The sequence below is a fragment of the Streptomyces sp. NBC_01508 genome (genome assembly GCF_045040315.1).
In the GTDB taxonomy this organism is placed as follows: Bacteria; Actinomycetota; Actinomycetes; order Streptomycetales; family Streptomycetaceae; genus Streptomyces.
The window spans coordinates 4,223,106-4,248,869 of the sequence record NZ_CP109419.1; the positions used below are offsets into that span (position 1 = coordinate 4,223,106).

The 25,764-nt window shown below is 68.3% G+C and carries 25 protein-coding genes and 1 tRNA gene; 15 read left to right on the plus strand and 11 right to left on the minus strand.

The window, feature by feature from the left end:
- The first annotated feature begins 4 nt into the window (after positions 1–4).
- The 6 genes from OG700_RS19530 to OG700_RS19555 all read left to right on the plus strand — a co-directional run bounded on the left by OG700_RS19530 (position 5) and on the right by OG700_RS19555 (position 3,830).
- The gene (locus tag OG700_RS19530) at positions 5–556 is read left to right on the plus strand and encodes a GGDEF domain-containing protein (protein ID WP_405615296.1); all 552 of its coding nucleotides are present in this window, start codon (positions 5–7) and stop codon (positions 554–556) included.
- Positions 557–571: 15 nt separating this feature from the next.
- Complete coding sequence (locus OG700_RS19535; RefSeq protein WP_405615299.1) at positions 572–808, plus strand: hypothetical protein; 237 nt, start codon at positions 572–574, stop codon at positions 806–808.
- A gap of 95 nt (positions 809–903) precedes the next feature.
- Positions 904–1,089: a hypothetical protein gene (locus OG700_RS19540; protein ID WP_405615301.1), complete on the plus strand. Its 186-nt coding sequence runs from the start codon at positions 904–906 to the stop codon at positions 1,087–1,089.
- Between the two features lie 4 nt (positions 1,090–1,093).
- Entirely contained in the window at positions 1,094–2,488 is a 1,395-nt protein-coding gene (repSA, locus tag OG700_RS19545) for a replication initiator protein RepSA (protein ID WP_405615303.1), read from the plus strand.
- Positions 2,485–2,673, plus strand: coding sequence for a helix-turn-helix domain-containing protein (locus OG700_RS19550; protein ID WP_405615305.1), 189 nt, complete (start codon positions 2,485–2,487; stop codon positions 2,671–2,673). The genes repSA and OG700_RS19550 overlap by 4 nt, the downstream gene beginning before the upstream one ends.
- Positions 2,673–3,830: a tyrosine-type recombinase/integrase gene (locus tag OG700_RS19555; RefSeq protein WP_405615308.1), complete on the plus strand. Its 1,158-nt coding sequence runs from the start codon at positions 2,673–2,675 to the stop codon at positions 3,828–3,830. The genes OG700_RS19550 and OG700_RS19555 overlap by 1 nt, the downstream gene beginning before the upstream one ends.
- Before the next feature lie 58 nt (positions 3,831–3,888).
- Here OG700_RS19555 and OG700_RS19560 read toward each other — a convergent pair.
- The 9 genes from OG700_RS19560 to dnaA form a co-directional block, all read right to left on the minus strand.
- A tRNA-Ile gene (locus OG700_RS19560) sits at positions 3,889–3,962 on the minus strand.
- Between the two features lie 105 nt (positions 3,963–4,067).
- On the minus strand, positions 4,068–4,742 hold the full coding sequence (locus OG700_RS19565) for a DUF3566 domain-containing protein (RefSeq protein WP_405615310.1): 675 nt from the start codon (positions 4,740–4,742) through the stop codon (positions 4,068–4,070).
- Between the two features lie 88 nt (positions 4,743–4,830).
- Positions 4,831–7,458, minus strand: a complete 2,628-nt coding sequence (gene gyrA / locus OG700_RS19570; protein ID WP_405615312.1) for a DNA gyrase subunit A — start codon at positions 7,456–7,458, stop codon at positions 4,831–4,833.
- Positions 7,459–7,513: 55 nt separating this feature from the next.
- Positions 7,514–9,592 (minus strand): DNA topoisomerase (ATP-hydrolyzing) subunit B, encoded by a 2,079-nt coding sequence (gene gyrB / locus OG700_RS19575; RefSeq protein WP_405615315.1) that lies wholly within the window; start codon positions 9,590–9,592, stop codon positions 7,514–7,516.
- 610 nt (positions 9,593–10,202) lie between these two features.
- Positions 10,203–10,808: a DUF721 domain-containing protein gene (locus tag OG700_RS19580; RefSeq protein WP_405615317.1), complete on the minus strand. Its 606-nt coding sequence runs from the start codon at positions 10,806–10,808 to the stop codon at positions 10,203–10,205.
- Positions 10,805–11,947, minus strand: a complete 1,143-nt coding sequence (gene recF, locus OG700_RS19585) for a DNA replication/repair protein RecF (protein WP_405615319.1) — start codon at positions 11,945–11,947, stop codon at positions 10,805–10,807. The genes OG700_RS19580 and recF overlap by 4 nt, the downstream gene beginning before the upstream one ends.
- A gap of 51 nt (positions 11,948–11,998) precedes the next feature.
- Positions 11,999–12,934: a phosphogluconate dehydrogenase (NAD(+)-dependent, decarboxylating) gene (gene gnd / locus OG700_RS19590; RefSeq protein WP_405615321.1), complete on the minus strand. Its 936-nt coding sequence runs from the start codon at positions 12,932–12,934 to the stop codon at positions 11,999–12,001.
- Positions 12,935–13,056: 122 nt separating this feature from the next.
- Complete coding sequence (dnaN, locus tag OG700_RS19595) at positions 13,057–14,187, minus strand: DNA polymerase III subunit beta (protein WP_382674028.1); 1,131 nt, start codon at positions 14,185–14,187, stop codon at positions 13,057–13,059.
- An 890-nt stretch (positions 14,188–15,077) separates the two neighbouring features.
- Complete coding sequence (dnaA, locus tag OG700_RS19600) at positions 15,078–16,886, minus strand: chromosomal replication initiator protein DnaA (protein ID WP_405615323.1); 1,809 nt, start codon at positions 16,884–16,886, stop codon at positions 15,078–15,080.
- 361 nt (positions 16,887–17,247) lie between these two features.
- Between dnaA and rpmH the strand changes: the two genes are divergently transcribed.
- From rpmH to OG700_RS19645, 9 genes are all read left to right on the plus strand, one after another.
- Positions 17,248–17,385 (plus strand): 50S ribosomal protein L34, encoded by a 138-nt coding sequence (gene rpmH / locus OG700_RS19605; RefSeq protein WP_014047156.1) that lies wholly within the window; start codon positions 17,248–17,250, stop codon positions 17,383–17,385.
- Positions 17,386–17,403: 18 nt separating this feature from the next.
- The gene (gene rnpA, locus OG700_RS19610; protein ID WP_405615326.1) at positions 17,404–17,775 is read left to right on the plus strand and encodes a ribonuclease P protein component; all 372 of its coding nucleotides are present in this window, start codon (positions 17,404–17,406) and stop codon (positions 17,773–17,775) included.
- Complete coding sequence (gene yidD, locus OG700_RS19615) at positions 17,772–18,137, plus strand: membrane protein insertion efficiency factor YidD (RefSeq protein WP_405615328.1); 366 nt, start codon at positions 17,772–17,774, stop codon at positions 18,135–18,137. The genes rnpA and yidD overlap by 4 nt, the downstream gene beginning before the upstream one ends.
- 3 nt (positions 18,138–18,140) lie before the next feature.
- Positions 18,141–19,409, plus strand: a complete 1,269-nt coding sequence (yidC, locus tag OG700_RS19620; protein ID WP_405615330.1) for a membrane protein insertase YidC — start codon at positions 18,141–18,143, stop codon at positions 19,407–19,409.
- Positions 19,410–19,471: 62 nt separating this feature from the next.
- Positions 19,472–19,984 carry a R3H domain-containing nucleic acid-binding protein gene (locus tag OG700_RS19625; RefSeq protein ID WP_023540257.1) on the plus strand — a complete coding sequence of 171 codons (513 nt, stop codon included), beginning with the start codon at positions 19,472–19,474 and terminating at the stop codon, positions 19,982–19,984.
- A gap of 108 nt (positions 19,985–20,092) precedes the next feature.
- Entirely contained in the window at positions 20,093–20,809 is a 717-nt protein-coding gene (gene rsmG, locus OG700_RS19630; RefSeq protein ID WP_405615332.1) for a 16S rRNA (guanine(527)-N(7))-methyltransferase RsmG, read from the plus strand.
- Positions 20,810–21,101: 292 nt separating this feature from the next.
- Positions 21,102–22,178 (plus strand): ParA family protein, encoded by a 1,077-nt coding sequence (locus tag OG700_RS19635; protein ID WP_405621813.1) that lies wholly within the window; start codon positions 21,102–21,104, stop codon positions 22,176–22,178.
- On the plus strand, positions 22,175–23,323 hold the full coding sequence (locus tag OG700_RS19640) for a ParB/RepB/Spo0J family partition protein (RefSeq protein ID WP_405615334.1): 1,149 nt from the start codon (positions 22,175–22,177) through the stop codon (positions 23,321–23,323). Before OG700_RS19635 ends, OG700_RS19640 begins: the two co-directional genes overlap by 4 nt.
- Before the next feature lie 305 nt (positions 23,324–23,628).
- The gene (locus OG700_RS19645; RefSeq protein ID WP_405615336.1) at positions 23,629–24,246 is read left to right on the plus strand and encodes a GNAT family N-acetyltransferase; all 618 of its coding nucleotides are present in this window, start codon (positions 23,629–23,631) and stop codon (positions 24,244–24,246) included.
- Between the two features lie 108 nt (positions 24,247–24,354).
- Here the strand turns inward: OG700_RS19645 and trxA are convergent, their stop codons facing one another.
- The gene (trxA, locus tag OG700_RS19650) at positions 24,355–24,705 is read right to left on the minus strand and encodes a thioredoxin (protein ID WP_405615339.1); all 351 of its coding nucleotides are present in this window, start codon (positions 24,703–24,705) and stop codon (positions 24,355–24,357) included.
- Positions 24,706–24,748: 43 nt separating this feature from the next.
- Complete coding sequence (gene trxB / locus OG700_RS19655) at positions 24,749–25,723, minus strand: thioredoxin-disulfide reductase (RefSeq protein ID WP_405615341.1); 975 nt, start codon at positions 25,721–25,723, stop codon at positions 24,749–24,751.
- Between the last annotated feature and the right edge of the window lie 41 nt (positions 25,724–25,764).

Consider the following 25,764-nt stretch of genomic DNA (forward strand, 5'->3'; position numbering starts at 1 on the left):
TGCCATGGACCTGCCCACCTTCGCCGCCGCGCTGCCCGCTGTCGGCTGGGCCGTCCACAGCGGCCTCCTGGCCCGACGTCTGTCGAGCGCGCGCCGCGACCCGCTGACCGGCCTGCACACCCGCGCCGGATGGACCGCACGAGCCGAACGCATCATCCAGCGGTCCCCGAACGCGCTCGTGGTGCTGGTCGACCTGGACGACTTCAAAGCGGTCAACGACACCCACGGCCACGCCGCCGGAGACGCGGTGATCGCCTCGACGGCCTCACGCCTGGCGATGTGGGCCGGTCGGCACGGTATCGCCGCCCGCCTCGGCGGTGATGAGTTCGCCGTCATCGTCACCGACCCAGCCAAGACCCTGGGGCCTGCCGCGCTGGTCTCCGCGCTCCACCGCCCGGTCCTGCACGGCGGGAGCCTCCTGCCCATCGCCGCATCAGCCGGTTTCTGCCACCTGACCGACCTGCCCGAGCCCTCGCTCACCGACGCGCTGACCGCCGCCGACGCCGCCATGTACGCGGCCAAAGGCCACGGCCGACGCAACAACACTCACCACTGACAAGGAGTCCTGACCATGGGTCTGTTCAGCCGCACCAAGAGCACACAACCCGAGAGCCCGGCCATGGCCGAACTCGGCAGGGAGTTCGCCATCGCCCGCAGGCACGGTGACCGCAAGACCATGCGCCGTATCGGCCGTGAGTACGCCGACGCCGCCCGCAGCGACAGCGACGCTGCCTCGTTCCAACACGGGCAGGGCGCTTACGACGCGATGCCGCCGATCAAGCCCGAGCGTCGCAACCGCCGACGCTGACCGGCCCCCGGAGCGGCCTCAACCACCAAGTCTCCGCCGCTCCGGGCGCCTTTCCCACCTTCCAGATCACGCAGACCCGAAAGGGAAACACCATCATGCCCCAGCACACCCGCCCCCGGCCCATCTGCCCCAACTGCGACGGCTTCGCGGCTGTCGCCATCACCACCGGCCAGCGCACGGACGACGGCCAGCGCCAGACCCTCACCGCCACCTGCCGCCCCTGCCACGGCACCGGCCACCGCATCCTCGCCCCCGCCGCCCTCGCCCGCGCGGGGAAGTGAGCGCATGAACACCACCGCCACTGCGGCGGGCCTGGACCCGGTCACCCTCGGCGATCTGCTGCGGGTGGCCGGGGCTCCCGGTTTCGATCGCTGGCAAGAGCAGATCCGCCGTACCGGAGGATGCTCCGACCCGATCCGCCTCACCGGCGCTACCAAGACCACCGACCGCACGACCGGCACCCTTCTGCACCACTACTCGACCGACAACGAGCCCGGCGGAACCCTCCGCATCGCCTGCGGCAACCGCCGCGCCTCACGCTGCCCCTCCTGCGCCTGGACCTACGCCGGAGACACCTACCACCTCATCCGCGCCGGACTCACCGGCGACCCCACCAAAGGCACCCCGCACACTGTGCGCGACCACCCCCGCGTGTTCGCCACCCTCACCGCCCCGTCCTTCGGCCCGGTCCACAACCGCCCCGGCAACCGCCCCTGCCGCTGCGGCACCCAACACCCCGACGAAGCAGACGAGTTGGGCGCCGCGCTCGACCCGGTGACCTACGACTACGCCGGTGCGGTCCTGTGGAACAACCACGCCGGGGACCTGTGGCGCTACGTCACCATCTACCTCCCGCGTGAGCTGGCTGCCCGTGCCGGCATAACTCAGCGCGAACTCAAGGAACAGCTCCGCGTCTCCTACGGCAAGGTCGCCGAGTACCAGAAACGCGGCGCCATCCACTTCCACGCCGTCATCCGCCTCGACGGCCCCACCGGACCTGACTCACCGCCCCCGTCCTGGGCCACCCTCGACCTCCTCACCGACGCACTGCGTGCCGTGGCTGCCCGTGCTGAGATCACGCTTCCCGCCGCCGGGGACCAGCCCGCCCGTGTCCTGCGCTGGGGCACCCAGCTCGACGTCCAGCCCATCGGCGCCTTCGGCAACGGCGAAGACCTCACAGAGCAAGCCGTGGCCTCCTACGTCGCCAAGTACGCCACCAAGGCCGCCGAGACCACCGGCACCGTCGACCGCCGCGTCGGCAACCGCGAAGCCCTGATCCTCCTCGACATCCCCGACCACACCCGGCGCCTGATCGAAGCGTGCTTCGACCTCAACCCCCACTACCCCGACCGCCGCCTCCTCGCCTGGGCTCACATGCTCGGCTTCCGGGGCCACTTCTCCACCAAATCCCGCCGCTACTCCACCACGCTGGGCGCCCTGCGACAGGTCCGCGCCGACTACCGCGCCCACCAGCAACGTGCCTCCCTCGGCCTTCCCGACCCCAACGACCACCCCGAAGCGACCACCCTCACCCTCGCGCACTGGGCCTACGCCGGACACGGCCACACCCCCGGCGAATCCTGGCTCGCCGCCAACATCCACCGCGACATCCAACAAAGCCGCGACACCGCCCGCGAAGCACGCGCCGACCTGGAAGACCTGGAAGGGGCGATCGCATGAGCGCCACCACTGTTGAACTGCTGACCGTGCCGGACGTCATGACGCGGCTGAAGGTCGGACGGACCAAGGTCTACGACCTGATCCGTACGCGCCGGTTGGCCTCGATCAAGGTCGACGGCTGCCGTCGTATCCCCGCTGACGCCGTGCGCGCCTTCGTCCTGGGCCAGCTCGGGGAGGCTGCCTGATGGCAAAGCGACGCCCCAACGGCGGGGGAACGATCACCAAGCGCACCGATGGCCGCTACCAGGGGGCCGCCTACGTCACCGACACAGACGGCAACCGCGTCCGGAAGTACGTGTACGGCGCCACCTGGGATGAGGCCAACGAGAAGCTTGGCAAGCTCCAGAGTCAGGAGCGGGAGGGCATCCCTGTCCCCTCACGAACGTGGACGGTCGGGGAATGGCTGGACTACTGGCTCAAGCACATCGTCAAGCCGAACCGGGAAGAGAACACCTACTCCAAGTACGAGTCGAAGGTCCGCCTGTACCTCGCGCCCCACCTGGGGAAGAAGTCCATGCTGCGGCTGACACCGGCTCAGGTCCGCTCCTTCATGGCCACGCTCAAGCGGGAAATGGTCACGGCCTCCGTCCGCTTCGAGGTGCTGCGCACGCTCCGGAACGCGCTCAACCGCGCCATCCGTGAGGAGCTGCTGACTCGCAACGTAGCGCTCCTGGTCGACATGCCCACGGTGAGCAAGGACAAGGGCAAGGCGTGGAATGCCCGTGAAGCGGTCACCTTCCTCCGTACCGCCCGCGCCCACCGCTTCTACGCGGCCTGCGTCCTGGTGCTCGTCCTCGGCCTCCGCCGGAGCGAGTTGCTCGGGCTGCGCTGGCAAGACATCGACTTCGAGAACCGGCAGTTCACGCCGACCAAGCAGGTGCAGCGGAAGAAGGGCGTGGGCTTGGTCCTCAAGGACCTCAAGACGGACTCCTCGCACGCGGTGCTGCCACTGCCGGAGTTCTGCGCCCGCGCCCTGGAAGAACGACGCCAACTGCAAAACCTGGAACGAAAGATCATCGGTGACACCTGGGCGCAGGAACCCGATCACGATGTGATCTTCTCGTCCGAGCGCGGCGGGCTGACGGACCCGGTGGGCTTCTCCCGTACCTTCAACGCCTTGGTGAAGCGCGCCGGTGTTCGCCGGATCACGGTCCGGCTCGCTCGGCACACCTGCGGCACCCTGCTCGCCTTCCTCAAGGTCCACCCCAAGGTGGCGCAGGCGATCCTCCGTCACAGTCAAATCAGCATGACCATGGACGTGTACACGCACGTCGTCGGCGACAGCGAACGTGAAGCCGTGGACCTGCTTGCGGATCTGCTGGAAGATCCATTGATTGGCTGATGTCAGTTGTAGATGTCAAAGGCCACCGAGTCACGTGACTTGGTGGCCTTTGCGCTTGTGGGGCTAACAGGATTTGAACCTGTGGCCTCATCCTTATCAGGGATGCGCTCTAACCAACTGAGCTATAGCCCCGCGCTGCCCCTGAAGATTAGCGCACTCCAGGGCCAGTCCCAAAATCGATACCGGGGCCACGCTCCTCCCCGGCCGACCCCGTGCGGAGCCCCGCGAAAAGGCCTCTTACTCGTCCTCGGCCAGCGTCAACTCGACGCCGCCCACGAAGCCCGCCGACAGGTTGTAGATGAAGGATCCGAGCGTCGCGAGAGCGGTCGCCAGCACCACGTCGATCACGGCGATCACCGATGTGAAGATGAGCACCCGCGGCAGCGAGAGGAACGACTGGAGGTCGAAGCCGTTGCTCTCGTTCGAGCCCGTCGCCTCGCTGATCGTCCCGCCCACGGTCGAGAAGACGCCCATCGCGTCCATGACCATCCACAGCACCGCCGCCGCGATGACCGTGCACACGCCGAGCGCGATGGAGAGCAGGAAGCTGACCTTCATCACCGACCACGGGTCGGCCTTCGCCACCCGCAGCCGCGCCTTGCGGGTGCGCGGTGTCGTACGCGCCCCCGTACGCGGCAGGCGTACGCCCGCCGTCGTGGCCGGCCGGCCGACGCCCTGCTGTGTCTGTCCCGGCTGACCCGGCCCCACGCCCTGCCCCTGTCCTTGGCCCTGAACCTGGACGGGCGGCGGTGTCTGCGGCGGCTGTGCGCCCGTCCGCTGCTGTCCGCCCTGTGTCCCCCCGCCCGACGGCGTCGGATACGCCTGCGGCGGGTGGTACGGCTGCGCCGCCTGCTGCGGCTGCTCGGATCCGTACGTCTCGTAAGGGGGCTGCTGCCCCCGGGTGCCGGTCACCGTAACCCCCTGGGAGTCCGTGGCAGGGCCACGGGCACCGCTCGCTCCGGAATCGGCCGATCCGGCGCCCGTGGCTCCACTCACGCTTCTACTCCTCGTGCTCCGCTACCGAGGGCTGGGTGCCCTCAGCGTCCTCGGCAGGCGCGGCTCCGTCGGTCGCCGTTTCGTCACCGGCGTCATCGCCGACAACTCCTTCGACCTCTTCAGCCTCACGACCGGCCTCGGCGTTACGAGCGATACCGACGACGGCATCGCGCTTGCCCAGGTTGATCAGTTGGACACCCATCGTGTCACGGCCCGTCTCCCTGACTTCGTTGACTCGCGTACGAATCACGCCGCCGCCCAGGGTGATGGCGAGGATCTCGTCCGTCTCCTCCACCACCAGCGCACCGACCAGCGACCCGCGGTCCTCCACGATCTTCGCGGCCTTGATACCGAGGCCGCCACGCCCTTGAACGCGATACTCGTCGACGTTGGTCCGCTTCGCGTAACCGCCGTCCGTAGCAGTGAACACGAACGTACCGGGCCTGACGACATTCATCGACAGCAGTTCGTCCCCTTCGCGGAAACTCATCCCCTTCACACCCGATGTCGCACGACCCATCGGACGCAGCGCGTCGTCCGTCGCGGTGAACCGGATCGACTGCGCCTTCCTACTGATGAGCAGCAGATCGTCCTCGGCCGACACCAGTTCGGCACCGATCAGCTCGTCGTCCGCGCCCGAGTCCGTCTCACGGAGGTTGATCGCGATCACGCCACCGGAACGGGGCGAGTCGTAATCCTTCAGCGACGTCTTCTTCACCAGACCGGCCTTGGTGGCCAGCACCAGATACGGCGCCGCCTCGTAGTCCCGTACGGCGAGGATCTGCGCGATCTTCTCGTCCGGCTGGAACGCCAGCAGGTTGGCCACGTGCTGGCCACGCGCGTCCCGGCCGGCGTCGGGCAGCTCGTACGCCTTCGCCCGGTACACCCGGCCCTTGTTCGTGAAGAACAGCAGCCAGTGGTGCGTCGTCGACACGAAGAAGTGGTCCACGATGTCGTCCGACTTGAGCTTCGTGCCGCGCACGCCCTTGCCGCCGCGCTTCTGCGAGCGGTAGTCGTCGGTCTTCGTACGCTTCACATAGCCGCCACGCGAGATGGTGACGACGATGTCCTCCTCGGCGATCAGGTCCTCGATGGACATGTCACCGTCGAACGGCACCAGCTTGGAACGCCGGTCGTCACCGAACTTGTCGACGATCACCGCCAGTTCCTCGCTGACGATCTGCCGCTGCCGCTCGGGCGAGGCGAGGATCGCGTTGTACTCGTCGATCTTCGCCTGGAGCTCGTCGTGCTCGGCGACGATCTTCTGCCGCTCCAGCGCCGCCAGCCGGCGCAGCTGCATCTCCAGGATCGCGTTCGCCTGGATCTCGTCGATCGACAGCAGCGTCATCAGGCCGCCGCGGGCGATCTCGACGGTGTCGCTGCGCCGGATCAGCGCGATGACCTCGTCGATCGCGTCCAGCGCCTTGAGCAGACCACGCAGGATGTGCGCGCGCTCCTCGGCCTTGCGCAGCCGGAACCGCGTACGCCGGACGATGACCTCGATCTGGTGCGTCACCCAGTGCCGGATGAACGCGTCGATCGACAGCGTGCGCGGCACGCCGTCCACCAGCGCCAGCATGTTCGCGCCGAAGTTCGTCTGAAGGTCGGTGTGCTTGTACAGGTTGTTCAGGACGACCTTGGCGACCGCGTCGCGCTTGAGCACGACCACCAGACGCTGCCCCGTACGCGAGGACGTCTCGTCACGGACGTCGGCGATGCCGCCGACCCTGCCGTCCTTCACCAGGTCGGCGATCTTCTGCGCGAGATTGTCGGGGTTGGTCTGGTACGGCAGCTCCGTGACGACCAGGCACTGCCGGTTCTGGATCTCCTCGACCGCGACGACCGCGCGCATCGTGATCGAGCCACGGCCCGTGCGGTACGCCTCCTCGATGCCCCGGCGGCCCACGACCAGCGCGCCGGACGGGAAGTCCGGACCCTTGATGCGCTCGATCAGCGCGTCCAGCAGCTCCTCGTGCGAGGCGTCCGGGTGCTCCAGCGCCCACTGCGCGCCCGCCGCGACCTCCCGCAGGTTGTGCGGCGGGATGTTGGTGGCCATACCGACGGCGATGCCGGCCGATCCGTTGATCAGCAGGTTCGGGAAGCGCGCCGGCAGGACCGTCGGCTCCTGATTGCGGCCGTCGTAGTTGTCCGTGAAGTCGACGGTCTCCTCGTCGATGTCCCTCAGCATCTCCATCGACAGCGGCATCAGCTTGCACTCGGTGTACCGCATGGCGGCGGCCGGGTCGTTGCCGGGTGAACCGAAGTTGCCGTTGGAGTCCACCAGCGGCATCCGCATCGACCACGGCTGCGCGAGGCGCACCAGCGCGTCGTAGATCGAGGAGTCGCCGTGCGGGTGGTAGGTGCCCATGACGTCACCGACGACGCGGGCGCACTTGTAGAAGCCCTTCTCGGGCCGGTACCCGCCGTCGTACATCGCGTACAGCACCCGGCGGTGGACGGGCTTCAGACCGTCCCGTACGTCGGGCAGCGCACGCGACACGATGACGGACATCGCGTAGTCGAGGTACGAGCGCTGCATCTCCGTCTCAAGCCCCACGGGCTCGACACGCATGCCCACGCCTTCCACGGCGGGCACCTCTTCGGGCATCACAGGAGTGTTCTCGTCGGCCATTGCTGGTCAGTGGTCCTTTCGGCCTTTACGAAGCGGTCGTCAGCGGGAGACCGACTCAGATGTCGAGGAAGCGGACGTCCTTGGCGTTGCGCTGGATGAACGAGCGCCGGGCCTCGACGTCCTCACCCATCAGCACCGAGAACAGGTCGTCGGCCTGCGCCGCGTCGTCGAGCGTGACCTGACCGAGCACCCGGTGGTCGACGTCCATCGTCGTGATGCGCAGCTCCTCGGCGTTCATCTCACCGAGGCCCTTGAAGCGCTGGATCGAGTCTTCCTTGATCCGCTTGCCGTTCTGCTTGCCCAGTTCGACCAGGGCGTCGCGCTCGCGGTCCGAGTACGCGTACTCGAAGTCGTCCCGGCCCCACTTGATCTTGTAGAGCGGCGGACGCGACAGATACACGTGGCCCGCCTCGACCAGCGGGCGCATGAAACGGAAGAGGAACGTCAGCAGCAGGGTGTTGATGTGCTGGCCGTCGACGTCGGCGTCCGCCATCAGAATGATCTTGTGATAGCGGAGCTTCTCGATGTCGAAGTCCTCGTGCACACCGGTGCCGAACGCCGAGATCAGCGCCTGCACCTCGGTGTTCTGGAGGATCTTGTCGATCCGCGCCTTCTCGACGTTCAGGATCTTTCCGCGGATCGGCAGAATGGCCTGATACTGCGGGTTGCGACCGGACTTCGCGCTGCCGCCGGCCGAGTCGCCCTCGACGATGAAGATCTCGCACTTGGACGGGTCGTTCGACTGGCAGTCGCTCAGCTTGCCGGGCAGCGACGCCGACTCCAGCAGGCCCTTGCGGCGGGTCAGATCCCGCGCCTTACGGGCCGCGACCCGGGCCGTGGCGGCCTGGATCGACTTACGGATGATGTCGGCCGCCTCATTGGGATGCCGGTCGAACCAGTCGGTCAGGTGCTCGTGCACGATCTTCTGTACGAAGGTCTTCGCCTCCGTGTTGCCGAGCTTGGTCTTCGTCTGGCCCTCGAACTGCGGCTCGCCCAGCTTCACCGAGATGATCGCCGTCAGACCCTCGCGGATGTCCTCGCCCGCCAGGTTGTCGTCCTTCTCGCGCAGGAACTTCTTCTCCCGCGCGTAGCGGTTGACCAGGCCGGTCATCGCCGCGCGGAAGCCCTCCTCGTGCGTACCGCCCTCATGCGTGTGGATCGTGTTCGCGAAGGAGTACACCCCCTCGCTGTACTGCGAGTTCCACTGCATCGCGATCTCCACCGAGAGCATCCGCTCCTTGTCCTCGGCATCGATGTCGATGACCGTGGGGTGGATCAGCTCGCCCTTACGGGAGTTCAGGTACTTCACGAAGTCGACGATGCCGCCTTCGTAGTAGTACGTCACCGTGCGCACCGGCTCCTCGCCGGCCGCCTCGGCCGAGGAGGCGCCCGCGACATCGGCGCCGACGACGGCCTTCGCCGACTCGCGCTCGTCGGTCAGCTTCAGCGTCAGGCCCTTGTTGAGGAAGGCCATCTCCTGGAAGCGCCGCGACAGCGTCTCGAAGGAGTACTCCGTCGTCTCGAAGACATCGGGATCGGCCCAGAAGGTGACCGTCGTGCCCGTGTCGTCCGTCGCCTCGTTCCGCGCCAGCGGCGCCGTCGGCACCCCGAGCTTGTAGTCCTGCGTCCAGCGGTAGCCGTCGGTCTTGACCTCGACGGCGACCTTCGTCGACAGCGCGTTCACGACGGAGACACCCACACCGTGCAGACCGCCGGAGACGGAGTAGCCGCCGCCGCCGAACTTTCCGCCCGCGTGCAGCACCGTCAGCACGACCTCGACGGCCGGCTTGCCCTCGGACGGGACGATGCCCACGGGGATGCCACGGCCGTTGTCGACCACGCGTACGCCGCCGTCGGCGAGGATCGTGACGTCGATGGTGTCCGCGTGCCCGGCCAGGGCCTCGTCGACGGAGTTGTCGACGACCTCGGTCACCAGGTGATGAAGACCACGTTCACCGGTCGAGCCGATGTACATACCGGGACGCTTGCGGACCGCGTCCAGGCCTTCCAGCACCGTGATGGCACTGGCGTTGTACGAGGCCGTTACCTCTCCGTTCTCACCGATGGCTACGGACGGAGTCTTCTCGTTGGGGTTGCCGGAATCGGCCACGAAGCGCCCTTTCTGGCACAGCACAGGCCGTTCTCCGGACAAGGCGGGAGCGGCTGCGTCGTTCGGCTTGCGACAGTGTTTGACAGTCTTGGTAGACGAGTCCCGCCAGCGAAGCGGGATTCTTCATCAGTCTACCGGTAGCGGCGACCCGAATGGGGGTTTGCCGGTACCTGAGTCCGCATGTGCCGCCCTGAACCGACGGCTGCCGACTCCCCATATTCGGGCAGGGGCTCCAAGAGGCTCACACGGGCTTTGAGCGCTTCGGGCTGTCAACCTCCGGCTACCGTGCGGGACACCTCACACTCCGTCGCTCCACGACGAGGTCACAGCGCTCTCCGGACAGGGCCGGAGGGGCACCGTGGCACTCGTGTGAAGTGAGGCCCGCAGAGCGGCCGTTGATGCCCCCAGAGGCGCCTCGGGGAGCCCGCCGACGCGGCTCCTGACGGCGAGAAGGTCAACCGTGAGGCACCCCGGTCAGCCGTACGGGGCGACGTGGGAGGGGCCTGCCGCAGGTCTTCGCGGGGGGGCGTACGCAGACGTACGGGAATGTACGGAGATGTGCCGACCCGGGGGCGGCTCCAGGGGGCTCGTACCGGCGTACGCCCCGGGGAGCCGTACGTGGCCGGCACCGCCCTCAGCCGTACGTGTCCCCCGGGCCCTTACTGCCGGGCGCCCGCAGGCCGCCGAAGCGCCGGGGCGGACCGGCCGGGCCACGCACCTTGATCACCTTCACCGTGCCGTGCCCCAGATCCTCGTTCAGCCGGGCCACCAGACGCGGTGCCAGCAGCCGCAACTGCGTCGCCCAGGCCGTCGAGTCGCAGATCACCGTCAGGATCCGCTCGGCCTCCTCGTACCGCTCGGGCACACAGTGCTTGGCCAGGTCGTCGCCCACGATCTGCGGCCAGCGCCCCATCACTCCGCCCACCGCGGCGGGCGTCTCCCAGCCGCGCTCGGTGATCAGCCGGTTGATCGCGGCCCCCAGCGACAGCGGATCACGGCCGTCCGCCCCCGAGCCCGACCGCAGGCCACCGCCCCGCCGGGCCTGCTTCTTCTGCTGGGCCGCCGCGCCACGGGCCCGCGCCTGCTCCTTCGCCGCCCGCAGCGCGACCCGCGCCAGGTCGACACCCGACGACTCGGCGGGCGCCGGCGACGGCGCGGCGGGACCGGCGGCCGGATCGGGCAGCGCGGCGGGCGCGCCGCCGGTCCCGGCCGGCCGCTCCGGCCACTCGGGGACGCTCATACCCGCTCCACCGTGCCGTCGGTCACCGTGAACCGCACCCCGGCCAGAATGCCCGGCACGTCGTCGTCCACCGCCGCCGTGACCAGCACCTGCTCGCCCGGCGCGACCAGCTCCGCCAGCCGCTCCCGGCGCCGCGTGTCCAGTTCCGCGAAGACGTCGTCGAGGACCAGCACCGGCTCGTTGCCCTCGGCGCGCAGCAGGTCGTACGAGGCGAGGCGCAGCGCCAGCGCGTACGACCAGGACTCGCCGTGGCTCGCGTACCCCTTGGCCGGCAACTGCCCCAGCTTCAGCAGCAGTTCGTCCCGGTGCGGACCCACCAGCGTGACCCCCCGCTCGACCTCCTGCTTACGTGAACCCGCCAGCGCCGCCATCAGCCGGGCGTACAGCTCCTCGCGCGAACGCGGCGCCTCACCGCCCGGCCCTTCCGCGTCGGCGGAGGAGGAACGGTACTCCAGCGCCACCGGACCACCACCGGGCGCCAGTTGCTCGTACGCCTTGTCCGTCAGCGGCTGCAACGTCTCGACCAGATCCATCCGCTGGGCCAGCAACTCCGCGCCCACCTGGGCCAGATGCTGGTCCCACACGTCGAGCGTGGACAGATCCATCCCGCGCCCGCCGTGCCGCCGCGCCATCGCCGCCGACTTCAGCAGGGTGTTGCGCTGCTTGAGCACCCGGTCGTAGTCCGAGCGCACGCCCGCCATCCGCGGGGAGCGCGCCGTGATCAGCTCGTCGAGGAAACGCCGGCGTTCACCGGGATCGCCCTTCACCAGCGCCAGATCCTCCGGCGCGAACAGCACCGTCCGCACTATCCCCAGCACGTCGCGCGGTCTGACCTGCGAAGACCGGTTGATCCTGGCCCTGTTCGCGCGGCCCGGATTGAGTTCGAGCTCGATCAGCTGCGAGCGCTCGCCCTGGGTGACGGCGGCCCGGATCACCGCGCGCTCGGCGCCCATGCGCACCAGCGGGGTGTCCGAGGAGACCCGGTGGCTGCCGAGCGAGGCGAGATAGCCGACCGCCTCGACCAGATTGGTCTTCCCTTGCCCGTTCGCCCCCACGAAGGCGGTGACGCCCGGATCGAGAGGCACCTCGATCCGGGCGTACGAACGGAAGTCGGCCAGCGAGAGATGCGTGACATGCATGACCTGGGCCGCCCTCACCGTTCCTGCGCCGCCCGCGTGTGCGAAGGGCTGCTACTTGTTCTTGGGACCGGCCGGCTTGACGGGCTTTCCGGGCTTGCCCGGTGTGCTCTCGTCCGCCTGCTCGACCGCGTGGCCACCGAACTGGTTGCGCAGCGCGGCGACCATCTTCATCTGCGGCGAGTCGTCCTGCCGGGACGCGAAGCGGGCGAACAGCGACGCGGTGATCGCGGGCAGCGGCACCGCGTGGTCGATGGCCGCCTCGACCGTCCACCGGCCCTCGCCGGAGTCGTCGGCGTAGCCCCGCAGGGCGTCCAGGTGCTCGTCGCCGTCCAGCGCGTTGACCGCCAGGTCCAGCAACCAGGAACGGATGACCGTGCCGTCCTGCCAGGAGCGGAACACCTCGCGGACGTCGGTGACCGAGTCGACCTTCTCCAGCAGCTCCCAGCCCTCGGCGTAGGCCTGCATCATGGCGTACTCGATGCCGTTGTGGACCATCTTGGCGAAGTGGCCGGCGCCGACCTTGCCCGCGTGGACCGAGCCCGCCTTGCCCTCCGGCTTGAGGGCGTCGAAGATCGGCTTGACCCTCGCGACGTGCTCCGCGTCGCCGCCGTACATCAGCGCGTAGCCGTTCTTCAGGCCCCAGACGCCGCCGGAGACACCGCAGTCGACGAAGCCGATGCCCTTGATGCCGAGCTCCACCGCGTGCTTCTCGTCGTCCGTCCAGCGGGAGTTGCCGCCGTCCACGACCACGTCGCCGGGGGACAGCAGCCCCGCCAGCTCGTCGATCGTGGACTGCGTCGCCGCACCGGAGGGGACCATCACCCACACGACCCGGGGGCCCTTGAGCTTGCCCACCAGCTCTTCGAGGCTGTGGACGTCCGCGACGTCCGCGTTCCGGTCGTATCCGATGACGGTGTGGCCTGCGCGGCGGATGCGCTCGCGCATGTTGCCGCCCATCTTGCCGAGGCCGACGAGACCGAGCTCCATCAGTGGTTCCTTAAGCGTTGAGCCAACAATCGTTCAGGCGCGGGGCGGACGGCGACGGTGCCGGGCGCCCCGGCCCGAGCCTACGCCGGGCCTGGTGGGACGGCCCGGCGGGAGGGGCGCGGTCAGCCCGACAGCCGCACCGGCATGATCAGGTACTTGTACGCGTCGTCGGCCTCGGCGTCCAGCGCCGGCTTGCCGCTGAGGAGCGCCGGCTTGGTGGAGGTCGTGAAGGAGAGCTGCGCGACCGGCGAGTCGATGGCGCTGAGGCCGTCGAGCAGGAACGTCGGGTTGAAGGCGATCGAGATGTCGTCGCCGTCCAGCTTCGCGTCGACCCGCTCCACAGCCTGTGCGTCGTCGCTGGAACCGGCTTCGAGGATGAGCACGCCCTGCTCGAAGCTGAGCCGCACCGGGGTGTTGCGCTCGGCGACCAGCGCCACACGCTTGACGGCCTCGACGAACGGCGCCGTCTCGATCACCGCGATCGAGTTGAACTCCGTCGGGAACAGCGTCCGGTACTTCGGGAGGTCGCCTTCGAGAAGCCGCGTGGTCGTCCGCCGGCCCGCGCCCTCGAATCCGATCAGCCCCTCGCCCGCACCGGAGCCCGACAGCGCCAGGGTGACCGTGTCGCCGCTCGTGAGGGCCTTGGCGGTGTCCAGCAGCGTCTTGGCGGGCACCAGGGCGACCGCGGAGATGTCGGAGACCTCCGGCTTCCACAGGAAGTCGCGGACCGCGAAGCGGTAGCGGTCGGTCGAGGCGAGGGTGACCGTGTCGCCCTCGATCTCGATCCGTACGCCGGTGAGCACCGGGAGCGTGTCGTCACGGCCCGCCGCGATGGCCACCTGGGCGGCGGCGGAGGCGAAGACCTCACCGGGCACGGTGCCGGTGGCGGTCGGCATCTGCGGCAGCGCCGGGTACTCGTCCACCGGAAGTGTGTGCAGCGTGAACCGCGAGGAGCCGCAGACCACCGTCGCCCGTACACCGTCGGTGGAAATCTCCACCGGCCGGTTGGGGAGGGCGCGGCAGATGTCGGCGAGGAGCCGGCCGGAGACGAGGACGGTGCCGTCCTCCTCGACCTCGGCGTCCACCGAGACCTTGGCCGAGACCTCGTAGTCGAAGCTGGAGAAGCTGAGCGCGCCTTCCTCGGCCTTCAGCAGAAGGCCCGCAAGAACGGGGGCCGGCGGACGGGCCGGGAGGCTGCGGGCCACCCAGGCCACCGCCTCCGCCAGTACATCGCGCTCCACCCGGATCTTCACCGGAACCGCCTCCTGCTGTTGCTGACTCGTCCTGCCGGCCTTCTTCGTCGTCGGCATGAGCTCACTCCGCCATGGGCAGGGTGAGGTTGCCGGGGACCAGTCTGACGTACGGCACCGACACTCGGTGCTGCTCGGGGTCAAGTCGCGACAACCGGCCGGGTGCGGTCCGGCGCCGAGTTGTGCACAGCACCCACTTCGAAGCAGATTCCCAGGTAACTCCAGGTGTTAGTAGTAGTAGGGCCTGTGGATTCCGTGGATAACGTCGTTTTCGCAGGTCAGGCCCGCTTTTTTGTCCACCGGTCCTGTGGGCGGCGACGGTGGACAACCCCGTCGCTCTGTGGACGGCCGAAAGTTCTGCACAGGCGGTGCACAGGACACCCCGACTTCTCCCCAGGGTCGTCCCCAGCTTTTCCGGGGTTCCCCACAGGGTCCCGGGCAACCTTGATGTGACGCCTTTCACTCGACACGGTGAACAGCCGTGTTCTGTTGTCGAACAGTGGACAGCGGTGTGGAGAAACGGGTCGAACCTGTGGGCAACGGGCCGCTACCTGTGGGCCGCCGGTGGACAACCGGAGCACGGGTCCGTGGGCAGAAAACTTGTCCACAGGCTGTGGAAGAAAGTTGGCCACAAATCCCCAGGGGTCTGACCTGGCATGATCCAATTCAGGCCGACCCGCCTGTGGACGCAGTCTGGACAACTTATCGATCCCCAGGGTGTGGACGGGAGATCGGGCCCGTTTCTGTGGAGAAGCCACCTGCGGCGCCCTGTATTCGAACAGCGGTTGCGTGCGTGTCGCGCCCCGATCACCCGCCGGACATGACGAAGGACGCCCCGGGACGGTGTCCCGAAGCGCCCTGAAGGCCCGCCGCCGACGTGTTCGCCGGTCCGGTCAGCCGTTCTTGATGCGGTTGGTGAGTTCGGTGACCTGGTTGTAGATGGAGCGCCGCTCGGCCATCAGCGCGCGGATCTTCCGGTCCGCGTGCATCACGGTCGTGTGGTCGCGGTTGCCGAACTGCGCGCCGATCTTGGGCAGCGAGAGGTCGGTCAGCTCACGGCACAGGTACATCGCGATCTGGCGCGCCGTCACCAGCACCCGGCTGCGGGACGATCCGCAGAGGTCTTCCACGGTCAGCCCGAAGTAGTCCGCCGTCGCCGCCATGATGGCGCCCGCGGTGATCTCGGGAGCCGAGTCCTCACCGCCCGGGATGAGGTCCTTGAGCACGATCTCGGTCAGCCCGAGGTCCACCGGCTGCCGGTTGAGCGAGGCGAACGCCGTCACCCGGATCAGCGCGCCCTCCAGTTCGCGGATGTTGCGCGAAATCCGCGACGCGATGAACTCCAGCACCTCGGGCGGCGCGTTCAGCTGCTCCTGCACGGCCTTCTTACGGAGGATCGCGATACGCGTCTCCAGCTCCGGCGGCTGCACATCGGTGGTCAGACCCCACTCGAAGCGGTTGCGCAACCGGTCCTCCAGGGTGACCAACTGCCTGGGTGGCCGGTCCGAGGACAGCACGATCTGCTTGTTCGCGTTGTGGAGCGTGTTGAAGGTGTGGAAGAACTCCTCCTGCGTCGACTCCTTGCTCGCCAGGAACTGGATGTCGTCGACGAGCAGGATGTCGACGTCCCGGTAGCGCTTGCGGAAGGTGTCGCCCTTGCCGTCGCGGATGGAGTTGATGAACTCGTTGGTGAACTCCTCGGAGCTCACGTACCGCACCCGCGTGCCGGGATAGAGGCTGCGCGCGTAGTGCCCGATGGCGTGCAGCAGGTGCGTCTTGCCGAGCCCGGACTCGCCGTAGATGAAGAGCGGGTTGTACGCCTTGGCCGGCGCCTCCGCGACGGCGACGGCCGCCGCGTGCGCGAACCGGTTGGACGCCCCGATGACGAAGGTGTCGAAGAGGTACCTGGGGTTGAGCCGCGCCTGGTGCTCACCGGGCCCCGGCGGCGGCGACGCCTGCGCGCCGAGCGGCCCGGTCGCCCCGCCCCGGCCCCCGTGCCGTGACTGCTGCGGGTCCAGGTCGTGGCGCTCGGGGCGCTGCTGCTCGTACTGCCGGCTCTCCGGCAGCGGCGACTGCGGCGGCCGGTAGTCGTGCTGGGGCTGCTGCGGGCGGGTGGTCGCGTACGGGTCACGGTCGTGGAAGCCGCCGAGCCGCTGCTGCTGCCACGACAGGTCCTCCTGCGTCCGGGGCCAGGCCCCGGGGTCGGGCCGCTGCTGCTGGTAGTCGGGGTACGCGGGCCGGGCCGTCGGCATGCCGTCGTCGTCGGAGGGGCGGCGGCCGTAGGGGTGGTAGCCGCCGTCCGGGCGCATGTCGTCGTGCCGGGAGTCGTCCGACCGCGGGTCGTCGTGCCGGGGATCGCGGTGATCGCGGCCGTCGTCGTGCTGCGGGTTCTGGTAGCGGTTCTGCTGCGGCAGCGGGGCGGGCTCGCCGGCCGAGTCGTCGACGGTGATGGCGATACGGATCGGCCGGCCGCACTCGCGGCTCAGGGTCTCGCTGATGAGGGGGGCGAGGCGGCCTTCGAAGACGCGCTTGCCCCACTCGTTGGGCACGGCGAGCAGAGCGGTGTCGGCCACCAGTGCGAGTGGCTGGCAGCGCTCGATCCACTGTTTGTCCTTGGGCTCGACTCCCTGCTGGCCCTCCCTGAGGAGCTGCTCCAGCACTCGTGGCCACACTGCGGCAAGATCGGCAGGTACGTCAGCCACAGGGCACGCTCTCTCGCTGGTCCCACGAATGTGTGGTTCTCGGGACGGGGTGGGAAGACCGGCGGAAAAGAATCCGGAGTTCAGCCACGGTAGTCAGGGCGACCCACGCGGTTCAAGTTGTTGTCCACAGGCTGTGCATAATGGAACGTGGCAGCTTGCTGGTTTGACCGTATGGCGTAGCCGCGCGTACCGTGACCAGGTCGAGTTGTCGATGGCTGCTGCCGCCTGCCTCCGATGGGCAAAGATCACGATCTGTGGTCGTGGAGCGGTGCACTCGGGCGTAATCGCGAGCTACTCGTGGGCGCACGGTGACAGCCAGGCGATTTCCCGCCTTCCGACACATCATTTCTGGAGCCCCCGAGTGAGCAAGCGCACCTTCCAGCCGAACAACCGTCGTCGTGCCAAGACCCACGGCTTCCGGCTCCGCATGCGCACCCGTGCCGGCCGCGCGATTCTCGCGAACCGCCGTGGCAAGGGTCGCGCCAACCTGTCCGCCTGATCGTCTACAGGTTATGACGTGCTGCCTACCGAGAATCGGCTGAGGCGGCGCGAGGATTTCGCGACCGCGGTACGCCGGGGACGCCGGGCCGGACGCCCGCTTCTTGTCGTACATCTACGTAGCGGTACTACGGGCCCGCACGCGCCTGGGGAGAGCGTTCCCCCGACGCGGGCGGGTTTCGTCGTAAGCAAAGCCGTGGGCGGAGCCGTCGTTCGCACGCGAGTGAAGCGGAAGCTCCGCCACCTCATACGCGATCGGCTGCCCCGGCTGGCCCCCGGTAGCCTGGTTGTCGTACGAGCGCTGCCCGGTGCGGGCGACGCCGACCATGCACAGCTGGCCCGAGACCTGGACGCCGCGCTTGAGCGGCTGCTGGGAGGGGGCGCGCGATGAAGTACCCGCTGCTGGCTCTGATCAAGCTGTACCAGTGGACGATCAGCCCGTTGCTCGGGCCCGTCTGCCGGTACTACCCGTCGTGTTCCCACTACGGCTACACGGCCATCGACCGGCATGGCGCGGTCAAGGGCACCGGTCTCACGGCCTGGCGCATTCTGCGGTGCAATCCGTGGTCGCCGGGCGGTGTGGACCATGTCCCCCCGCGCAAGCGCCCGCGGTGGCATGAACTGCTGCGCAACGCGTGGCGCGGCACAAAGGGCGGGCAATCCGCCGCCGGCGTGCCTTCCGGGGGTTCGGCCTCAGCGTCCGAAACCCCTAGTCCGGCCGCAGAGACCTCGTCCAATGCTCAAGGAGCTTGATTAGTGGACACGATTGCCAGTTTCTTCAGCTTCATCACCACACCCGTCTCGTGGGTCATCGTCCAGTTCCACTCTGTGTACGGGGCGATCTTCGGCCCCGACACGGGCTGGGCCTGGGGACTGTCCATCGTGTCCCTGGTGGTCCTGATCCGGATCTGTCTGATCCCGCTGTTCGTCAAGCAGATCAAGTCGACCCGGAACATGCAGGTCCTTCAGCCCAAGATGAAGGCGATCCAGGAGCGCTACAAGAACGACAAGCAGCGTCAGTCCGAAGAGATGATGAAGCTGTACAAGGAGACGGGCACCAACCCGCTCTCCTCGTGCCTTCCCATCCTGGCGCAGTCACCGTTCTTCTTCGCCCTCTACCACGTGCTCTCCAGCATCGCCTCGGGCAAGACGGTCGGTGTCATCAACCAGACGCTGCTCGACAGCGCCCGCGAGGCGCACATCTTCGGCGCCCCGCTGGCGGCCAAGTTCACGGACAGCGCCGAAAAGGTCGGTTCCCTGGACGCGACGCTCACCTCCGTACGTATCGTCACCGCGATCATGATCGTGATGATGTCGGCGTCGCAGTTCTACACACAGCGCCAGCTGATGACGAAGAACGTCGACCTGACGGTCAAGACGCCGTACATGCAGCAGCAGAAGATGCTGATGTACATCTTCCCGGTGATCTTCATGGTGATGGGCATCAACTTCCCCGTCGGTGTCCTCGTCTACTGGCTGACCACCAACGTGTGGACCATGGGCCAGCAGATGTACGTGATCAACCAGAACCCGACGCCGGGCAGCAAGGCCCAGGACCAGTACCTCCAGCGGCTGCTCAAGGGCATCACCACGCACAACGAGGTCCGCTCGAAGCGCAGGCGCAACGTCGTCTCGGCGATCGTGGCCAAGGGGCCCGACCGCAACGACAATGAGCGTAAGTTCATCAACAGCCTGTCGAAGAGCGGTCTTGTCGCGCAGGCCGACGGCACCGTGATCAAGGGTGAGGCTCTGCCCGAGGGCGAGTCGCACGCGGCCAAGCGGCAGCAGCCCAAGCGACAGCCCAAGTCGAAGCGGCAGGCCGGCGGCGCTCACCAGCCCGCGTCCAAGACCTCGGGAGCGAAGCCTTCCGACGCCACGGACGAAGCGCCCAAGACGTCGTTGCAGAAGAAGGACGAGCCGCAGGACGCCCAGCCCAAGCCGCGCAAGACCGGCAACGGGGCCGCACGGGCGAAGTCCGGGCCGCGCAAGGGCCAGCAGCGGCCCAAGCACCCGACCAAGAAGTAAGCGCAGCGCCCCGAAGCCCGTAGCCGGCCCGCAGCCAGCCCGTAGTAAGAAGGAGTCCATCCGTGTCGGAAGGCACCATCTCCGCCGCCGCCGAGGGTAGTGACACTCTCACCCGTCTTGAGCAGGAAGGGGAGATCGCGGCCGACTATCTCGAAGGTCTGCTCGACATCGCCGACCTCGACGGCGACATCGACATGGACGTCGAGGCCGACCGGGCCGCGGTCTCGATCATCAGCGATGTGAGCGGCCGTGATCTGCAGAAGCTCGTCGGACGGGACGGCGAAGTCCTCGAAGCCCTTCAGGAGCTGACGCGGCTGGCGGTGCACCGGGAGACCGGCGACCGCAGCCGGCTGATGCTGGACATCGGGGGCTTCCGGGCCAAGAAGCGCACGGAGCTCGCCGAGCTGGGTGCCAAGACGGCCGACGAGGTGAAGAGCACCGGTGAGCCGGTGAAGCTGAACCCCATGACGCCCTTCGAGCGCAAGGTCGTGCACGACGCCGTCGCGGCGGCCGGACTGCGCAGCGAGTCCGAGGGCGAGGAGCCGCAGCGCTTCGTCGTCGTGCTCCCTGCCTGAGCGTTCTCTCGGTTCTCGGCCCCGTCTGTCCACAGGCGGGGCCGCTTTGTCAGCCTGACAGTGACTGTGAGCCACCGTCTGGTGGTTCGGAACGGAAGGACGGTTCCCGTGACGGAGGCAGAAGAGCTTCCCCCTGCGCCCGAAGAGGCGAGGACGGTGTTCGGCGACTCCTTCCCGGCGGCCGTCCGGTACGCGGAGCTCCTCGCTGACGCGGGAGTCACCCGCGGTCTCATCGGGCCGCGCGAGGTGCCGCGGCTCTGGGAGCGGCACCTGATGAACTGCGCGGTGCTCTCCGAGGTCGTGCCCGAGGGCGTGAGCGTCTGTGACGTCGGCTCGGGTGCCGGGCTGCCGGGCATCCCGCTGGCGCTGGTGCGGCCGGATCTGCGGATCACCCTGCTGGAGCCGCTGCTGCGGCGGACGAACTTCCTCCAGGAAGTGGTCGAGCTGCTGGGTCTGGACCATGTGACGGTGGTACGGGGGCGCGCCGAGGAAGTGCTCGGTACGCTCCAGCCCGTCCATGTGGTGACGGCCCGCGCCGTGGCGCCGCTGGATCGGCTGGCCGGCTGGGGCGTACCGCTGCTGCGCCCGTACGGAGAGATGCTGGCGCTCAAGGGGGACACGGCCGAGGAGGAGCTGAAGGGCGCCCGGTCGGCACTGAGCAAGCTCGGTGTGATCGATTCCTCGGTGCTGCGGGTCGGCGAGGGTCTGGTGGATCCGCCGGCCACGGTGGTGCGGGCGGAGGTCGGGGAGTCTCCCGGCGGGGTGCGGTTCGCCACGAAGCGCGCCAAGGCCGCCCGGGCGGACCGAGTGCGCCGCCGCCGGTGAGGCCCGCCGGTGTTCGCCCGTACCTGTCCAGGTACGCCGGTGATGCCTGCCGGTGATGCTCCATGGAAGCAGCCATGACGATCCACTGCGGAGTGTCGTGACGGTCCAGCCCTGCGGCGAGTGCATCGTGTTTCACGTGAAACGTCGCTCACTGCTGCAGGGCATTATCGGCCGAGGTCGCGCCGCTTCCACACCGCGGGGCAAGAAACCCCTCGTAAGGGGGACAGGGTTGGCCACAGATATGGATTCATCCACAGAACCACGGGCCTCGCTGGTTCATGACCCCGAAAGCATGGCAGGCTCTTCCCATTGCGAGCCTGAAGTCGAGGAGAGTGAATCCTTGCGGTCCGACGCCAACATCGCGGGACCGATGACCGATCCGGTCCCCGGCCCCCGTTCCGAGTCGTCGGGCGGCGATGTTTCACGTGAAACATCGCCGCCCCCGATCGACGACACCCCCATCGGCCGTGCTGCCCAGCTGGCCGTGGAGGCCCTGGGCCGTGCCGGTGAGGGCCTGCCACGCCCAGACCAGACGCGGATCATGGTCGTCGCCAACCAGAAGGGTGGCGTCGGCAAGACCACGACCACGGTCAACCTCGCCGCCTCGCTCGCGCTCCACGGTGCGCGAGTTCTCGTGGTCGACCTCGATCCACAGGGCAACGCCTCCACGGCGCTCGGGATCGACCACCACGCCGAAGTTCCCTCGATCTATGACGTCCTGGTGGAGAGCAAGCCGCTCTCCGAGGTGGTCCAGCCTGTCGTGGACGTCGAAGGTCTCTTCTGCGCGCCCGCCACCATCGATCTCGCCGGTGCGGAGATCGAGCTGGTGTCGCTGGTCGCGCGGGAGAGCCGGCTTCAGCGGGCGATCGAGGCGTACGAGCAGCCGCTGGACTACATCCTGATCGACTGCCCGCCGTCGCTCGGCCTGCTGACCGTGAACGCGCTGGTCGCCGGCGCCGAGGTGCTGATCCCCATCCAGTGCGAGTACTACGCGCTTGAAGGGCTGGGGCAGTTGATCCGGAACGTGGACCTGGTGCGGGCGCATCTGAACCCTACACTGCATGTGTCGACGATTCTGCTCACCATGTACGACGGCCGGACCCGGCTCGCCTCGCAGGTGGCCGACGAGGTCCGCAGCCACTTCGGCGGGGAGGTGCTGCGGACGAGCATCCCTCGGTCGGTGCGCATCTCCGAGGCGCCGAGCTACGGGCAGACGGTACTGACCTATGATCCGGGTTCCAGCGGCTCCCTGTCGTACCTCGAAGCCGCTCGTGAAATCGCCCTGCGTGGGGTCGGCATGAGCTACGACGTCAAACATGCCCACGCGATCGGCAACAGCCAGCAGAGCATTTCGGAGGGGACCCAGTGAGCGACCGACGTAGAGGTTTGGGGCGTGGGCTCAATGCGCTGATCCCCCCTGCTCCACAGGAGAAGCAGGTGTCCCCCTCCGGGGAGGCCGCCTCCTTGGGGGCCGCATCGGTACTGACGGCGGAGCGGGGTGTCGCCGCGGCCAAGGTGACGACGCTGCCGCAGACGGCCGCACCGGCGGCGGAGATTCCCGCCCAGGACACACCGGCCCCGGCCGAGGTGACCGCGCCGGAGGGTGTGTACTTCGCCGAAGTGCCGATGGACTACATCACGCCGAACCCCCGGCAGCCCCGTGAGGTGTTCGACGAGGACGCTCTCGCCGAACTGGTCACCTCCATCAAGGAGGTGGGACTGCTTCAGCCCATCGTCGTACGGCAGTTGGGGCCCGAGCGCTTCGAGCTCATCATGGGTGAGCGGCGCTGGCGGGCCTGCCGGGAAGCCGGTCTGGAGAGCATTCCGGCGATCGTCCGTGCCACCGAGGACGAGAAGCTGCTGCTGGACGCCCTCCTGGAGAACCTGCACCGCGCGCAGCTGAATCCGCTGGAAGAGGCCATGGCCTACGACCAGTTGCTCAAGGACTTCCACTGCACGCACGATCAGCTCGCCGACCGGATCGGGCGCTCGCGCCCGCAGGTCTCCAACACGCTGCGGCTGCTGCGGCTCTCCCTTCCCGTGCAGCGCAGGGTCGCCGCCGGTGTGCTGTCGGCCGGCCACGCGAGGGCGCTGCTCTCGGTGGACGACTCCGACGAGCAGGACCGGCTGGCCCATCGCATCGTGGCCGAGGGGCTTTCCGTACGTGCTGTCGAGGAGATCGTGACCCTGATGGGCTCACGGCCGAAGAGCGCGGCCCGGTCGAAGGGCCCGCGGGCCGGCGCCCTGCCGTCGCCCGCGCTGACCGATCTGGCCTCCCGGCTGTCGGACCGCTTCGAGACCCGGGTGAAGGTCGACCTCGGTCAGAAGAAGGGGAAGATCACCGTCGAGTTCGCCTCGATGGTCGATCTGGAGCGCATTCTCGGCACGCTCGCCCCCGGTGAGGGACGGGTGCTGGAGAGGGGACTCGCCGACATCGACGGCGACGACCCTGAGGGCATGGACGGTGTGGCCGGCCCGGACCGGTCGAACGGCCTGGAGCCGGACGAGCACTGAGGCTCCGCTCCACCGCCATCAGGGCGGGCCTTGTCCGGTGCGTACCGGAACACGGCCCGCCCTTTGCCGTCTCCCGGTGTGCGGGGCACCTCTGGGTGGATACGATGCGTTCTGGTATGGCGCATCCACCTTGATCCATCTCAGAGGAAGGGCGGGGCCATGCAATTGGTGAGCCGCAGCCAACTGATGTCAGCTGGACTCGGCCTGGGGGTCGTCGGCGGCTTCGTCGGCAGCCTGCTTCGGGAGCGCAGCGCCCTGACTACGGCTCGTGGCGCGGCAGGCGTAGGAAGTGAGGAACTGCCTCGATGGGGCGACGGCTCGTACCGCTCACGCTGGACAACCTTCCCGACCTCCCCCAGCGATGCAGGGAGTGCGTCTTCTGGGAGCTTGATCCGGTCAGGGGACAAGCGGCGGTAGGAGCCGGCAGCGCCCGGCAGGAGAAGGAAGCCTGGATCTCGGCGGTCCTGCTGGAGTGGGGGTCGTGCGGCCGGGTGGTCTATGTGGACGACGTGCCCGTCGGCTTCGTTCTGTACGCGCCTCCGGCGTATGTGCCTCGCGCTACGGCGTTCCCGACGAGCCCGGTCTCTCCTGACGCCGCACAGCTGATGACCGGCTGGATCATGCCGGGCTATCGGGGGCAGGGACTCGGCCGCGTGCTGGTGCAGACCGTCGCGAAGGATCTGCTGCGACGGGAGTTCAAGGCGATCGAGGCGTTCGGTGACGCGCGCTGGAGGGAGTCGGCGTGTGTGCTGCCGGCTGACCATCTGCTGGCGGTGGGCTTCAAGACCGTACGGACGCATCCCGCGTACCCACGGCTCAGGCTCGATCTGCGGACGACGCTCTCCTGGAAGGAAGATGTCGAGCACGCGCTGGACAGGCTGCTGGGCGCGGTCCAGAAGGACCCGGCGCTCAGACCACTGTGATCAGACAGACGTGAAACGGGCCTGGCCCGTTCCCCCTCTCTCCGGGGGACGGGCCAGGCCCGTTTCACGTGAAACATTGTGCGTCGTGCGTTTGGCGCCGGGTGGTGCCTACTTGCGCACCGACGTGCCTTCGCCGATGAAGCTCTCCAGGTCGCGCACGATGGCGGCCTTGGGCTTGGCGCCGACGATGGTCTTGGCGACCTCGCCGTTCTGGTAGACGTTCAGCGTCGGGATGGACATGACGCCGTACTTGGCTGCGGTGGCCGGGTTCTCGTCGATGTTGAGCTTGACGACCTCGATCTTGTCGCCGTGCTCCGCCGCGATGGCTTCGAGCGACGGGGCGATCTGGCGGCACGGTCCGCACCAGGCGGCCCAGAAGTCCACCAGTACGGGCTTGTCGCTCTTGAGGACGTCCTCGTCGAACGAGTCGTCGGTCACATGCTTCAGGGCGCCGGCCACGGCGGCCTCCTTAACTTCGTGGGGTGTGGGTCAGTACTGGCGGTCAGACGGAGGCGGTCTTCTCAGGCTCGGCGGCCTTCTCGCCGTCGGCGAGCGCGGAGAGGAAGCGCTCGGCGTCGAGGGCCGCGGAACATCCGGTGCCCGCGGCGGTGATCGCCTGACGGTAGGTGTGGTCGACGACGTCTCCCGCGGCGAAGACGCCGGTGAGGTTGGTGCGCGTCGAGGGCGCGTCCACCGTGAGGTAGCCCTCGCCGTCGAGGTCGAGCTGGCCCTTGAAGAGCTCGGTGCGCGGGTCGTGGCCCACGGCGATGAACAGCCCGGTCACGGGCAGCTCGGACGTCTCACCGGTCTTGGTGTTGCGCAGGGTCAGACCGGAGAGCTTCTGCTCACCGTGGATCTCCTCGACCGCGCTGTCCCAGGCGAACCGGATCTTCGGGTCGTCGAAGGCCCGGTCCTGCATGGCCTTGGAGGCCCGCAGGGTGTCACGGCGGTGGACGATCGTGACCGACTTGGCGAACCGGGAGAGGAAGGTCGCCTCCTCCATCGCCGTGTCGCCGCCGCCGACGACGGCGATGTCCTGGTCCTTGAAGAAGAAGCCGTCACACGTGGCACACCAGGAGACGCCGCGTCCGGAGAGGGCGTCCTCGCGGGGCAGCCCGAGCTTGCGGTGCTGCGAGCCGGTCGTGACGATCACGGCCTTGGCCCGGTGCACGGTGCCCGCCGTGTCGGTGACCGTCTTGATCTCCCCGGTGAGGTCGACGGAGATGATGTCGTCCGGGACGAGCTCGGCACCGAACCGCTCCGCCTGTGACCGCATGTTGTCCATCAGGTCGGGGCCCATGATGCCGTCGCGAAAACCAGGGAAGTTCTCCACATCGGTCGTGTTCATCAGCGCGCCACCCGCGGTGACGGCGCCCTCGAACACCAGGGGACGCAGCGACGCGCGTGCGGTGTAGAGCGCGGCCGTGTAGCCGGCCGGCCCAGAGCCGATGATGATCACATTACGGACGTCGCTCACGGGTTTCTTCCTCGTCTCTGCAGACTGCCTGCTACTGCCAA